Raw genomic sequence first — 14,892 nt, 5'->3', positions numbered from 1 at the left:
TTTATTTTTTATTTCTGTAATTACTATAGCGTATAACCCACGAAATTAAAAAAACTAACTTGTATTTTATTCCAAATAAAATTACTTTTTCATAGTTAGATTTCTGAGTAAATATAGTAGTATAATAGTTATCTATAATTTTTATTGTTACTGGTTCTTTTACAATTCTGATAATCGCATCATCAACCTGATTTTTTGTAAAATTACACTCCAAAGCATGACATAGATGACACAAAGAGATAATTTTAGTAATATACTTTTCTGCTTTTAAAAATTCAATTGTTTGAGTGTTTAAAAATTCATTTTCCAAATTGGAATAATCGTGCTTACTTTCTTGAATAATTCGTTCAAAATATTTAGTAAAATCAAACTTTCTTGTAGCACTATTAAGTACCTCAACATAGTGATATCCAATATAATTTATAAAGCATACTTTTTTCGATTTTGAAAAAAAGTTACTATTAAACAAACCATCTTCACCAAGAGCAACTCCAATAGGAAATTGAATAGAAAATTCATCAATGACTTTTCTTTTATATAATTTCGTACAACTAGAATTTATACTTTCATTACTTATAAAAAAAGGAATAATTTCTTTCTTTATATAAGTTTCATCCAGTACTATATCCGTTTGAAAAGGATGTTTAGACGTTATGCTGTAACCATCTTGCACAGAACTATAATGGCAAACTACAACATCCAAATCTCCTTTGGAAGCAGAATACAATTTTTCAAAATAATCTTTTTCTATAAAATCATCTGCGTCTACAAAACCTATATAATCGCCACTTGCAATTTTTAAACCAGCATTTCTTGCCGCACTAACACCTTTATTTTCTTGAGACACTAATTTTACTCGAACATCTTTTTCTAGATAGTGTTCCAAAATTGACAAGCTAGAATCGGTCGAGCCATCGTTTATAAAAATAAACTCACATGAAGTTAAGGTTTGCTTTAACAACGAGTCTATACACCGCTCCAAATATTGGGCAGCATTATAAACCGGAATAATTACAGAAACCTTCACCATTAGATCTATTTTTTAAATTTCTTTTTAATGTTATGTGCAATCACATACAACTTATGTTTGTACTCCAAATAAGTTTGATAACTAGAAAACATGAAAAAACTACCATTCAAAAATTTGTAATTTTCAGAAAGTGAATCGATAATATAACTCAAATCCAAACTTTTCATAACCGATTGAATTTCAACAAACCTCTTCTCATTCATTTCTGGAAGAATACTCAAATCTACTATTCGTGTCATAAAAATGGTAATCACAGCATCAAAATACTTTTTCTGTATCGCTGTTGGATTAGGGTATACCTCATCTTTAAAAGCTTTAATATTTTTTATACCTTTTATGTAACCAGAATAACAACGCTCGTTGCGTCCTTGTTTACTTATAGAATTTAACCTGTAAGTATATTTGTAGTAAGGAATTGAAATATAAGAACAACGCAAAGCTCTTGATTGTGACAAGGCATTAAAAACCGTTTCTGTACCCAACAGAATTTCTTTATCAAATATAAATCCTTGGGTTAATGACCTTCTGTACAAAGTCGCCGGAAAAGTTCTTCTTGGATGTTCAAATCCAGGTAAAATAATAGCATCTTCACCTACAGCAGGTAATTCTTCTATAAAATTTCCATTTTCATCATATTGTGTCATTCTCAAGTAAAGAATGTCTAAGTTTTCACTTTCTGCCTTTTTCATTATAGTACCCAAACTAAAGTGTTCTATAGCGTCATCAGAATCTAAAAACGTTAAATAAGTTCCACGAGCGCACTCCAATCCTCTATTTCTTGCCTCCGAATCTCCTGCATTTTTCTGGTCGATTACAACTAAATTCTTATACTTTTTTTCATAATCTCTTAGAATAGACAAACAATAATCTGTAGAGCCATCATTAATAGCAATCAACTCATAGTCATCCTCAGATACATCTTGTTGAAAAACACTATCCAAACATCGTATTAGATAACTTTCAGTGTTATAAATAGGTAAAACGATACTAAGCTTCATAATTATTTGTTTGGTTTTAGTAATGATAAAGTTATTAAAAATAAAAGAGCATTAAGTTGCAAAGAACTTTTAATTAACCAATTCTTTTTAGAATGACTAAACTGAGTCCCTTCAGATTTAAAACCTTTTAACCAAGGTTTAAGTGCTTTCACTTGTGAATACTTTTCTGCAAATGGGATTGTTTCCAACAAAACATATTGATTCAATAATTCATATAAATTACGTTTGTAGGCATTTCCTTTTTTTAATAAAAATGATTTATCAATATCATTTATAATTTCGAAAAGTTGTAATAAAGATACATAAGAATTCATTCTTTTTAACAAATTTTCCTTTGAGGCTAAAGTGGTAATACTATTTTCACGACGTCGGTAATAGTACAATCCATCTTCAATTTTAGCAATAGATGTTATACGCCCAAAACAGCCGAAATTAAAATAATCATCTTCATGTAGCTGATTAACTTTGAAAGTAAGTTGATGCTTTTCTAAAAAAGCCCTACTGTAAATATGAGACCAGGCACTTGGAAAGAAAAAAGTTGATTTTAAGATATAGTCATTTCCAGTGGTTACTCCTATGGATTGTGAATAGGCTATGTCAGAAAATTTATGGGTGTCTTCAAAATAATTTATAAACGAAAATCCGAGTACTTCACAACGCATTTTTGATAAATTAGCAACTAATATTTCAATAGCATTGGCAACAATCCAATCATCGCTATCAACAAACCAAATATAATCACCTGTAGCTTTTGGCAATCCAAAATTTCTAGCGTCACTCAATCCTCCATTAGCTTTATTAAGCAATAAAATTCGCTCGTCTTTTTGTAAATATTCTTCACAAATAGAAAGCGAATCATCAGTAGAACCATCATTAACTATAATGATTTCTATATTATTATAACTTTGACTTAATACACTATCCAGACTTTGCCTCAAATACTGGGCAACATTATAAACCGGAATAATAATTGAAATCTTCATACTTATTTTTTATAGACCTACTTTACCAACAATACTTTCTTGATAAATTGTATTGTATGGCTCTGGAATTTCATAATCTTCTTCATCTCTTGTTTCACTAACATACCTTCCTTTAATAGGCATTACACGTTCTGCTTTCATCAACATCCACATATATTCTACATCAATATGACCTACGTCTAACGCTTTATAGCCTAATTTGGCCAAATCATAACTTAACACAGAAGCTGTTGGACCTAATGCTATCAAGATAACTTTATCTTTTCCATGTGCAATTGACGCTTCTAAAATAGCATCGTACGAATTAAAAGCGTTTTTTGACGGACACAATAAGCGCTTAATACTGTTTGCATTATCGAATAAATCATTTCCAACACCCATTCTTGATAATTCACCTTCAATTAGAAGTAAATCTTTCTTATCCCAAAGTTGCTTCAATAATTTTGCAATTTTATAAGAAACCCTTTTGTCACTTTGACCTAAATAAAACCTTGTAATTCCTGCGTTTCCGTATACTTTCTTTTTATTAAAATAAGCAAACAATTCTTTGCCATTTTTATTAATGTAGGTATACCAAAAATATTTTATTGGCATTCGTTCGCCTTTCATTGAATAAAATGGTCCTGGAATAGCAACCATAAAATTATCTAAATCAGATTGTAGTACTTCCAACAACCTTTGAGACAATAATTCGTCATGAGCTTGATAATTTGGGTTGGCTTTCTTCATTACTACATTAAACTCGGCATCTCCATAACGCGCAATGCTTTTATTGGTTGTTACCAAATCAATAATAGTTGCTTCTAGACTCATCACTTTGATTCTAGGAAGAAAAATTCTTTTGTCTAAAGTTCTGCAATACCAAAAGCAAAATTCTAGTTTTTTATTTTTAAGTAATAGCTTTTTTAATGCTGATGTTATCATAATTTAACTTATTATTTTTGAAATTTTAAATTCTTAATTGTTCTTCGCAACGGCTTTTCTATATATAAATAAGTTAAAGAAGAGATAATGATTAATACAAACAACTTTACAAAAAATGATACCGTTACATTATAAATAACAATATGTCGCAAATAAACATAAAACGGAAATTGAAGTATATACAAACTATAACTAATTTCTCCCAAAAACACAAACGATTTTCTACTAAACAATTGCGTAATCTTTCCGTTATTCATAGATAATAATAAAATTATTGGAATAATTATAAAGGCAAGTAATCCATTAAAATAACTTAACCCAGACAAAGGAAAAGATAGAACTGTAACCAAAATCAAAACCAATATAACTAAAGGAATATCATAATTCCTTATTAAATCTTTTCCGTATTTTATAAAAAAAAGACCTGCTAAATTCCCAATCAAAAACTCACTCAAGTGCATCAAAGGAAAAAAGAACAACATATCATGGCTTTGTGATGGAAATCCTTTATAAAAAGACGAATTATAAAAGTAAAGAAAAATAAATTGGGAAAAAATAAACACCAAAACAACTACTAAAATTATTTTTATTAAATGTTTTTCTATCAAAGGTTTATACACAAGGTTAAATAGAAATGGAAAAATACAATAAAATAAAAATTCAACACATATAGACCAACCTGGAGGATTACCAGTAAGTGCTCTACCTGGAATCCATGACTGCATCATTATTACATTAAAAAAGATATCAAACAAATTTACATCAAGCTTTATTATTGAATGAAAAAGTGCAGCAAAAATTCCAATAAAATAAATAGGATAAACTCTAGCCATTCTATTTTTAATGTAATCAATCCAATTTATTACACCTTTATCCCAATAAGAAATAATCATTATAAAACCAGATAACATAAAAAAATAACTAACTCCCGAATTAAGTTGAGAAACAAAAGAATTTACATACTTAAATGCAAAAGGATTGGCTGTACTTCCAAAATGAAAGACAACTATTGCTAATGCTGCAACAAATCGAGTAAAAGTAAGTTGTTCTATACGCATAGAGTGGCATTATGATTTATAAAATAAAAACATTCTAATATAAATAAGCACATGATACACCTTCGATTTAAAATTAGGCGCATATTTTATTAGCATAATCAAATGCTTTCTTGTTAGTGCTTTATCTACTTTAGAAGCAGCAACATAATTTTTAATAGCAAATTCAAAAATAATTCTGTTTAATGAGTTCTTGCATTTTTCTCTTAACTCATTAGTATCGCAATGATTCATCAAAATCTTTTTTAAACGAATCAAATCCAAAACATTTTCTCCAGTAATCTTTTTCTGTGAAGTACTAGAAGTATCATGAACGCGATAACAAGCTAATGGTGCTGTAATATAACCCATTGGATAATGCTTAGCAATACGAGCCCACATTTCCCAATCTTCTGTCCATGATAAGGTAGGATTAAAAGTTCCTATAGTTTGATAAACTTCTTTTTTAACTGTAATAGATGGCGTTTGTATAAATTGGTCGGTGACTTCTAAACTGAAAAAATCCTTTAAAACACCATTCGTTTCTTGCATCAAAGACGATGAATGAATAATATCGCCAGCACCATTAACACTATAATTTCGACTAAAGCATGCTTTAATTTCTGGATGGTCGGCATACATTTTTAACATCGCTTCATAAAATCCAGGCAAAACATAATCATCGCCATGCAACAAATGAATAATTTCTCCTTCGGCACGTTGTATAGCCGTTTGAAAATTTTTCACATGCCTAACGTTCTTTTCTTGTCTAAAAAAACGAACTCTACCTTTACCAAAATCCTTAACTATTTGTTCTGGATTATCAGAAGAGCAATCGTCGATAACTTCTATCTGCATAAGTTCTTCACCCAAATCTTGGTCTAAAACCGACTCAATTGTTTTTTGCAACAAATGAGCACAATTGTAGGTGGGAATCATTACAGAAATCTTTTTTTCAGCCATAACTTTATACTAAGGCAATTAGTATTGCTTTATTCCGTTAAATTTCTCTTTTACTCTTTTTATAACCTCAAGGTATTGGTGACCCCATTTAGCATCAGGTTCCAAATAATTTCCTTCTGCCCATTCGTTCCAAGACTTTAAGAAAACCAATTGGTGTTCAGAATCATTATTGGCAACATAATTACAAGCTTCTGTTAAGTGTTGCTCCCAAAGTTCTGGTGTTGAGTTATTCAATACCACACCTTTGTGACCAGCTCTTGCGGTGTTATCCCAATCATTTACTGCACAAGGAAAAAAATCATAATCATACTGCTCTGGTGGCAACAAATATTTAATAGCTTCTTTATATTCTACAAGTAGTGGTTTCTTTCTGTTTTCAAAATCTAAATCTAACTTTTCCTCTCCAAAAAAGAACTTTTTAACGCGCTTTTTCAACAACTCCATTCTTGTAAAAGTTTGATACAACGGACCAGTAACATAGCGTAAACTAGTAAATTGTGAAACTCCAACGCCACCATCAAAACCATAATCTAAAGGATTCCAATTTTCTGGACATCGTGTTGCCATAAGATATAAATCACCAATTCCTGCTTCTTTGGCACACGCTCTAAAAGTGGTAACAAACAAATCTAAATCATCAATTAAGTAAGGTGCATAAACATTAAACAAACATTTACCGTCTATTTTTATATACCGTTCATCTTTAAAAGCTGGCAAAAGATAATTAAAATGGTCAATATAATCTTGCTTTCCAGGATAGAGTTGTTCTAAAAGCGTTTGTTTAGAATCGCCTCCAAACCAAATCCCTTTCCACGTTTCGTTAGCCCAACATACACAAAAAGGAAAATCAGGTGTCTTAAATTTTATTACTTCTTCTAAAGGTCGTTCAAGAACTTTTTTACCGTTACCAAACCAATAGTGATAATAACAAAATCCATCAACACCATAGTCTTTTGCTAATTGTGCTTGATGTGCTCTTACTTCAGGAACACGCAAATCATAATAACCCAAATCGGCAGCAAGACGTGGTTGATAATGACCTTCAAACAAAGGTTTTGCTTTAACCACATTGGTCCATTCTGTAAATCCTTTTCCCCACCATTGGTCATTCTCTGGAATGGGATGGTACTGAGGTAAATAGTAAGCTAGAAATTTAATATTCTTTGACATGCTTCAATTTTATATTTTTAAACTAACTGTTTTAATATTTTAGCTGGAACACCAGCTACAACTGTATTTTTAGGAACATCTTTTGTAACAACCGAATTCGCCCCAATGATACTATTCGCTCCAATTGTGACACCTGGCATTATGACAACTCCCTCACCTACCCATACATTATTTTCAATAACAACTGGACCTTTTGAAATTAAAGGTCTTTCTAGTGGTGTTTTCGAAATCATTCCATCACTCGTATCACCATGATTGTGGTCTGTAATGTATATTCTACTGCCAAACAAACAATTATCACCAATAGTGATTGAATTTACACATCCAATATGAATGTCTGTATTGAAATTGACATTAGTACCAATTGTTATTTTCGGTTCGAACTTTTGTCCAAAATAACCATCCCAAGCTTCTATTCTAAAGCGATCTAAAGCGGAAAAATCAGCTCCTATTTCAATATACTGCGGATTTTTTATAATGTTATCCTTTCCAAATGAACTATTAGCTCCTACTTTTTTGAAACTTCTTAATAGTGCTTGTTTGTTGGTAAATTCATTTTCCTTTTGAATATTTTCAATTCTTATAAAAAGATACTTAAATATTTTATTTTTTATTGATAAAAACATTTTAACTATTTTAATATTGTAGATAATTCTTTCATTGCATATTCTAAAGAAGAATACATTTCTACCTGACGAATTGCATTTTTTGAATACATTTCATATTCTGCTTCAGATAAAGTAAGTACTTTATATATACCATTTGCTAAATCAGTTGAATCTTTTAAAACTGCCTTATAACCATTAAAATCATTAGTAACCATATTTGTTACTATACCCATATCAAAACCAACAACAGGAGTACCACATGCTAATGCTTCTGATACCATCATTGGTCCAGAATCCTCTACAGAAGAATTTATAAATAAATCTGATGCTTGATAAAGTAAAGATAATAACCTATAATCTTTTATATAATCAATATGCCTTTTTGCAAATGGAATTTCATCAAAATCATCTGACTTTTGTCTTGAAACAATCAACACTTCAATTTTAGATTTTAGAGAATTATCTAACTTTCTTTCTAATATTTTCAGTGATTCTAATAAATACTCAAAACCTTTCCTTGGATCATTTGCATTTTGACAACCCATAAGTATGTAGAATTTATTATCATCTAAATCAAAAATAGATTTTGCAAAAGCTCTATTATTACCATTCATTAATTTTGTATCAATTAAACTATTGATATTTAAATAAAGATTTTGGTTCCTATAAATTAAAGATTTCTTTGATTGATTTAGCGTCCATTCTGAGCCTGAAATAATCTTAAAATTTCCTTTTTTAGCGTTATTGAGTTTTGTTTCAAAATTATTTTTAGCTAGTTCTTTTCCGTTTTCTGATGTAATGGCTGGACAATTAATATCACAACCATTTATATACCCATTACAATCCCATGCATAGTGACAACCTCCTGTAAAATGATTCATATCGACAGTGACATTATAAACTTGTGCTCCAGTATATTGTTGAATTTCTAACAAATCTGTTGAATTCATAAAATCATTAGTCATACCAGAAATAATAATATCCGGAACAAAACCTATTGTTTCAACAACTAACGTTGGAGAAATATTATGGCTATTTTCTTCCTTGCTTATAAAATTATATTTTAAATCAAAAGTTATAATTTCTTCTTTAATCTGTTTGAAATATTTATGTTTTATTTTATCAATAACTCTAGTAAATAATGACTTTTGAACACTTTCAGGATACTTATATTGTTTAATAAAATTATCGTTCTTAGTTTTGTTTTTTACCAACATAGATACAGTATGCCCTTCGTTAGAAAAAAGATAACTTAATTTATAAATTGCCTCATAAGCACCATTAACATCTCCTGTAGATAAAAATAATATTTTCTTATTTACGATTCCCATTGAATTGGTATTTTAAAAATTCCATTTTCCACATCACCTTCTTTCAATTCTTCTTGTTCAATATTAACAATATTCAAACCTATCTTTTTGGTTGGTAAATCTAATAACTTAATTTTTGGAACGTCTAAAGCTAATCCAATCATGTAATTATTGGCAATTAAGCATTCATTTGGAATTTTTACAACCCATGTTTTTATTCCGGTGAAATCAAGCTCGCGACGGTTAATAAAGAAAACATTTTCATATTTATCTAGTATTGAAAAATTTAACCTCGCATTATCATTCTTAACTCTGTTATTAATGGTAATATGAACATAGATATCTTTAGTAGTATAAAATTCTAAACAGTTTTTTCCGTCTGCATCTTTCAACTCTACTGATACTATTTGCGCTTCTTTTGAACTATCTTCTTCAAAAATTAGGGTAGAAGAATTATCATTATCCAAATAGTTGAAAAGATAAGAATCTAAAGTTTCATCTATATTTCCTGAGTGAATTAAACTTCCGTTTTGCAATAACATTCCTTTGTTACAAAGAGTTTTTACTGCAGACAAGTTATGACTAACAAACAAAACGGTTCGTCCTTCACCTTTACTCACATCGCCCATTTTTCCCAAACATTTTTTCTGAAATTCGGCATCTCCTACTGCTAAAACCTCATCAACTATAAGTATTTCACTTTCTAAATGAGCTGCAACGGCAAAGGCTAATCGAACATACATTCCAGAAGAATAGCGTTTTACAGGTGTATCAATATAGCGTTCAACTCCAGAAAAAGCTACAATTTCATCAAACTTTCTAGTAATTTCTGCACGGCGCATTCCTAGAATAGCTCCATTAAGATAAATGTTTTCTCTTCCTGTCATTTCTGGATTAAATCCTGTACCCACTTCCAACAAAGAAGCAATTCTTCCGTTAACTTTGAAACTTCCTGTGGTTGGTTTTGTTACTTTACTTAAAAGTTTCAACAGCGTACTTTTTCCAGCGCCATTTCTTCCAATTATTCCAACGGCATCGCCTTGTTGAATCTCAAAATTAATATCTCTTAATGACCAAACATAATCACTATCACCAACAGAGGTTCTGTCATTGGCTTCTCCTATTTTAAGATAAGGATTTTCTTTACCTCGTACTTTATGCCAAAATCGATTTAAATCATGGGTTAATGTTCCTGTTCCTACTTCTCCCAATCGATATTGCTTTGATATATTTTCTGCAATTATTGCTAATTCTTTCATAAATGTAAATATTATTTTTTAGCGGTCATTTATGTTTCGCTTTATTTATTGGTTTTGTTAATGGCGATTTTATAAAATAATTAAATAGAGTCCATAAATCCTTTTTCTACTTTATTGAAGGTGATGACACCAACAAAAAGTAAAACAACAACAAACAAAGAGGTATAAATCAAACTACTTGGTTCAAAATGTCCTGCGCCTAAATAACCATATCTAAAACATTCAAAAATTCCTGTAAGTGGATTGGCATCTACTATCCATCTATATTTTTCTGGCATTTCCGAAATTGGATAAACTACTGGAGTGGCATACATATACAATTGAATTCCAAAAGCTAATAAAAAACTCAAATCTTTATATTTGGTAGTCATTGACGAAAATATCATTCCTAATCCCAGAGCAAAACCAGCCATCAAAAGAATTAAAAGTGGCGTCATTAATATCCATAAATTGGGTTGAATTTGATTAGTAAAACTATAATAAAAAACCACTGCAATAAATAATAAAAACTGAACTCCAAATTTTAATAAACCCGAGAAAATAATAGACAAAGGCATAATCAATCTTGGAAAATATACTTTACCAAATATGGAGGCATTACTTTGAAATACAGAAGAGGTTTTTATCAAGGAATCTGCAAAATAATTCCAAATGGTAATTCCTGCTAAATAAAAAGGAATCTGAGGCAAATCATCTGTTGATAATTTGGCCACTTGACCAAACAAAACAACATAAATTAACGAGGTTAAAATGGGTTGTACAAAAAACCATATTGGACCCAATATTGTTTGCTTGTAAAAGGTAATAAAATCTCTTTTCAAAAGCATTAGCAACAAATCGCGATAATGCCAAAGCTCTTTAAAATTGACCGAAAATAATGAAGAATCTGCTTTTATTTCTTCGGTCCACAATTGTTTATTATTGCTCATATTTTTAGTTATTAACTTTCAAAATTCTCATAAATAACCAGTCCTGTCTCAGCTGGAACATCTTGCAAGGTAAATACTACCTCACGTTTTATTTCTTCTTCAATTTTTAGAGCCAATTGGTCAATATAATCGGCATTCAATTGTTTACCAACGATTAAAACCTCAATGACACCCGAATCAATTCCATTAGCATAATCACCTAAAATAACTATTTGCTCCACTTGCCCCATTCGCTCTAAAATCATGTCAATAATTGCATCCAAACCTAAATGTTTGAATACTATTTGTTGTAATGTTTTAAACAAGGGATGTTTGATATTGGCTTTATAGGAAACCCTATTCTGAGCTGCTTTCTTCTCTAGATAGCCAGCTTCAGAAAGGTTGTTTAATTCCTTTCTTATGGCATTAGTGGATTCATTCATCTCCTCTGCCAAGCCACGTAAATGTCCATTATTAGCCGCATTGATAAAGAACTTTACCAAGATACGAATACGCGTTTTAGAAGTAATAAGAGTTTCTAACATAATCAGTTGTGCTAATAATGAGTAATAAAAGTACTCGTTTTTTTAATACTAAATAACTATTCCGTTATTAATTTTGAAATGGCTTTAACTTGATCCATTTCTAATTCAAAAAACAAAGGCAATCGCAAAAGGCAATCGGTAAATTTATCAGAATAATCCAAACTTCTTCCATCGTGTTTAGATTGGTAATAATCACTTGAATGTAAAGATATATAATGAAATACTGCGTGATAACCATGTTCTTTTAAAACGTTTATAATCTTTGTTCTATGTTCTATATTTTTTGCAACAATATAAAACATATGACCATTATTGGTGGCATATTCTGGCAATTGAGGCAGTACAACATTAGATTGCGCTTTTAATCCATCATAATAGGCATTCCAAAGTAACTTTCTTTTCTCTTGAATAATGTCTATATTTTCAATTTGCGCCCAAAGAAAAGCGGCAATAACCTCTGAAGGTAAAAAAGAAGAACCGGTATCTACCCAACCATATTTATTAACCTCTCCTCTAAAAAATTCAGCTCTATTGGTGCCTTTTTCCCAAATAATCTCAGCTCTATGAATAAAACGTTCGTCATTAATAGTCAACATTCCTCCTTCTCCAGAAACAATATTTTTAGTCTCATGAAAAGAAAAAGCGGCCATATGACCTATGCTTCCCAAAGCTCTTTTAACACCGTCTTTACCTATATAAAAACTATCAATGGCTTGTGCGGCATCCTCAATTACAAGTAAATTATACTTTGCAGCCAGCTCCATAATTTTATCCATATCACAAGCTACACCAGCATAATGAACAGGAACAATGGCTTTTGTTTTATCGGTAATCAATGCTTCTATTTTATCAGCATCAATATTGGGATTATCAGCACAAGAATCAGCAAAGACAATTTTTGCACCTTGCCTTACAAAAGCAATAGCAGTTGAAACAAACGTAAAACTTGGCACAATAACTTCATCTCCAGGTTCAATGTTAGCTAGCATAGCACTCATTTCTAAAGCATCAGTGCAAGAAGTAGTCAATAGTGCTTTTTTAAACCCATAATGACTTTCAAAAAAAGCTTGACATTTTTGAGTATATTTTCCGTTACCAGAAATTTTACCAGAATTAACAGCATCATAAATATAATGTGTTTCTTTTCCAGTTAAGTAAGGTTTATTGAATGGGATCATATTCATATTTTATAAGGTAGTCTTATTCTATTATTTTTTATAAACTTTCAATATCTTTTATTTGTGATGAAAATTGGTTGTCATTCCATTGAATAAAGCCGCCATCAATCCATGGCTTAGCAATTTGTTTATTTAGAAAGTCTTTTTCCCAACCTTTTGGTGAATCAATTTTCTTTACTTTGATTAAAAAAGTTGCATCTTTTAAATCTATTCTATTTTTACTTGCCCAAAAAGCAGTAAAATCTCTTACACCATCATTTAGTATTTTTAAGTTAATGTTAGGATTATTCATACTAAAAGAAACCTTTCTCCAATTTGTTCCATAATTATAGTATGATGGTTGTCCGTTCTTATCAATTATAGGCAACCAAACCTCTTCATTAGTAACACTATTTTTATAAAGAATAGCAATAATATGTTGATAGCCTTTGTAATGAATATCATCAATAAATACATTATGTGATGTTAATCCAAATAAGGGTTTTGTTGTAGAAATTAAATTACGATTAAATGCTGAAAAATAACTATGAATTTTACTTTTTTCAAATCCAGTGAACGCATAAAATTTGTTGCTTAAGGGACTATTTAATATGATAATTAACTGAGCAAATGATAATGAATATATTAAAAGTTTAAATAAACTAAGCTTCAAATCATTTACATTATAGTTTTGCAGTAATTTAATGTTAGAATCATTTGGGATTTCCGGTGGATTGTATCCGCAATTTTCTTCTGTACAACGTTCGTTAGTTCTATTTAAAGCAACATAAGCATATACTTTTTTTGCTAAATGATAAATACCTGGAACTCGCAATAATAATGAAATTGGATACAGATAAAAGATTCTTTTAAGAACTTGAATATAGGTATCAACTCCTGAAAAAACAGTCCCTTTTAAATCAACACTATGTATATCATCCAACAAAGTATTTCTATCTATATCATTCAAACCAGTGTCTTCTGAGGCATCAAACTGAACAGTTTTAAATTCAATTTTATTAAAAAAATCAAAGTGAGTTATTATGATTTTAGTTCTAACACATAATGGACATTCTGCATCATAGTAAAATTTCAATGTCTTCTTATAACTTTTTATTTTAAAAACTTTTTGCCAAAATGAAACTGGTACTAATAACAAATACAACGAAATAAATATTAATGCAAACCAAGGAATTGGAAAAGTAATTAAAATCCCTAAGTGAAGTCCAACTCCAATTATTAACATTAGTATTCTAAATTTTTTTCTAAAAAACAAAAAAATGAATAAAGCTTCAAAAATTAAAGTTAAATAGCCTAAAAACAACATTACTATCTTGTTATTTAAAACAAATGTTAAGTTATTATGCACCATCATTGGAAAGGAACTTGGCATCCACATTCCTAATCCTTGCAACCAACTATTTGCTGTTAACTTAACAAAAATGGAATCAAAATAAACCAGTCCAATCGCTACAAATAATGGCAAAAAGTAATACAACTGTTTTACTTTTTTAGATGGATTATATTGAAACGTAGTGTTAGAATATTTAAGCTTTTGTATCAACCTGTCTATTGAAAAACATTGGCTAATGGGTAGAAATATAAGTAAAAAATTTACACCCATATAAGCATAAAAAACATGATATTCATAAGAGCCAATACTACCAATAAGTATTAAACTCATCAAGTAATTTAGTATAGTAAAGAATCTAGTAAAGGCACCAAACAAAATAAAAAGGACAGACAAAAACCAAATACTAATTGGAATGGCAAAATTTATTTCAGCCAATTCAATATAAGGTATTTTATCAAAAATTAAATGCCTAAAATAGAACATTTGAGCAATTTCACACAACAGAAAAAAGGAATACACTATCCTAAAAACAGCTAATCCAGTACCATCTATTTCTTTATCGAAAGAATTCCTCAAAAACTTAGAAATAAAACTCATAAGCTTAATATCAATAAATTAATAAATAATATCCAATCTTTCGAAACAATAA

General features: G+C 29.9%; 14 protein-coding genes. All 14 read right to left on the bottom strand.

Annotated features, from left to right (window positions below):
* Position 1: 1 nt before the first annotated feature.
* The 14 genes from ABD771_RS00120 to ABD771_RS00055 all read right to left on the bottom strand — a co-directional run bounded on the left by ABD771_RS00120 (position 2) and on the right by ABD771_RS00055 (position 14,573).
* Positions 2-1,030 (bottom strand): glycosyltransferase family 2 protein, encoded by a 1,029-nt coding sequence (locus ABD771_RS00120; RefSeq protein ID WP_345088841.1) that lies wholly within the window; start codon positions 1,028-1,030, stop codon positions 2-4.
* 5 nt (positions 1,031-1,035) lie between these two features.
* Positions 1,036-2,028, bottom strand: a complete 993-nt coding sequence (locus tag ABD771_RS00115; protein ID WP_345088838.1) for a glycosyltransferase — start codon at positions 2,026-2,028, stop codon at positions 1,036-1,038.
* Positions 2,029-2,030: 2 nt separating this feature from the next.
* A complete protein-coding gene (locus ABD771_RS00110) occupies positions 2,031-3,011 on the bottom strand; it encodes a glycosyltransferase family 2 protein (RefSeq protein WP_345088835.1) in 981 nt (326 codons plus the stop codon).
* Between the two features lie 9 nt (positions 3,012-3,020).
* Complete coding sequence (locus ABD771_RS00105) at positions 3,021-3,935, bottom strand: GT-D fold domain-containing glycosyltransferase (RefSeq protein WP_345088832.1); 915 nt, start codon at positions 3,933-3,935, stop codon at positions 3,021-3,023.
* Between the two features lie 11 nt (positions 3,936-3,946).
* Entirely contained in the window at positions 3,947-4,993 is a 1,047-nt protein-coding gene (locus tag ABD771_RS00100) for an acyltransferase family protein (protein ID WP_345088829.1), read from the bottom strand.
* Positions 4,994-5,002: 9 nt separating this feature from the next.
* Positions 5,003-5,932 carry a glycosyltransferase gene (locus tag ABD771_RS00095; protein ID WP_345088826.1) on the bottom strand — a complete coding sequence of 310 codons (930 nt, stop codon included), beginning with the start codon at positions 5,930-5,932 and terminating at the stop codon, positions 5,003-5,005.
* 18 nt (positions 5,933-5,950) lie between these two features.
* Positions 5,951-7,102, bottom strand: coding sequence for a glycosyltransferase WbsX family protein (locus ABD771_RS00090; protein WP_345088821.1), 1,152 nt, complete (start codon positions 7,100-7,102; stop codon positions 5,951-5,953).
* Between the two features lie 17 nt (positions 7,103-7,119).
* A complete protein-coding gene (locus ABD771_RS00085) occupies positions 7,120-7,728 on the bottom strand; it encodes an acyltransferase (RefSeq protein ID WP_345088818.1) in 609 nt (202 codons plus the stop codon).
* Between the two features lie 5 nt (positions 7,729-7,733).
* Positions 7,734-9,041, bottom strand: coding sequence for a glycosyltransferase (locus ABD771_RS00080; protein ID WP_345088815.1), 1,308 nt, complete (start codon positions 9,039-9,041; stop codon positions 7,734-7,736).
* Complete coding sequence (locus ABD771_RS00075) at positions 9,029-10,279, bottom strand: ABC transporter ATP-binding protein (protein WP_345088812.1); 1,251 nt, start codon at positions 10,277-10,279, stop codon at positions 9,029-9,031. The genes ABD771_RS00080 and ABD771_RS00075 overlap by 13 nt, the downstream gene beginning before the upstream one ends.
* An 80-nt stretch (positions 10,280-10,359) precedes the next feature.
* Positions 10,360-11,208: an ABC transporter permease gene (locus ABD771_RS00070; RefSeq protein ID WP_345088809.1), complete on the bottom strand. Its 849-nt coding sequence runs from the start codon at positions 11,206-11,208 to the stop codon at positions 10,360-10,362.
* A gap of 11 nt (positions 11,209-11,219) precedes the next feature.
* Positions 11,220-11,732 (bottom strand): ArsR family transcriptional regulator, encoded by a 513-nt coding sequence (locus tag ABD771_RS00065; protein ID WP_345088806.1) that lies wholly within the window; start codon positions 11,730-11,732, stop codon positions 11,220-11,222.
* A 56-nt stretch (positions 11,733-11,788) separates the two neighbouring features.
* A complete protein-coding gene (gene rffA, locus ABD771_RS00060) occupies positions 11,789-12,910 on the bottom strand; it encodes a dTDP-4-amino-4,6-dideoxygalactose transaminase (RefSeq protein WP_345089092.1) in 1,122 nt (373 codons plus the stop codon).
* 37 nt (positions 12,911-12,947) lie between these two features.
* A complete protein-coding gene (locus ABD771_RS00055; RefSeq protein ID WP_425556435.1) occupies positions 12,948-14,573 on the bottom strand; it encodes a DCC1-like thiol-disulfide oxidoreductase family protein in 1,626 nt (541 codons plus the stop codon).
* Positions 14,574-14,892: the final 319 nt, after the last annotated feature.

Origin of the sequence: Flavobacterium chungnamense (assembly GCF_039539165.1) — a bacterium.
In the GTDB taxonomy this organism is placed as follows: domain Bacteria; phylum Bacteroidota; class Bacteroidia; order Flavobacteriales; family Flavobacteriaceae; genus Flavobacterium; species Flavobacterium chungnamense.
This window is presented reverse-complemented; position numbering and strand designations above follow the sequence as displayed.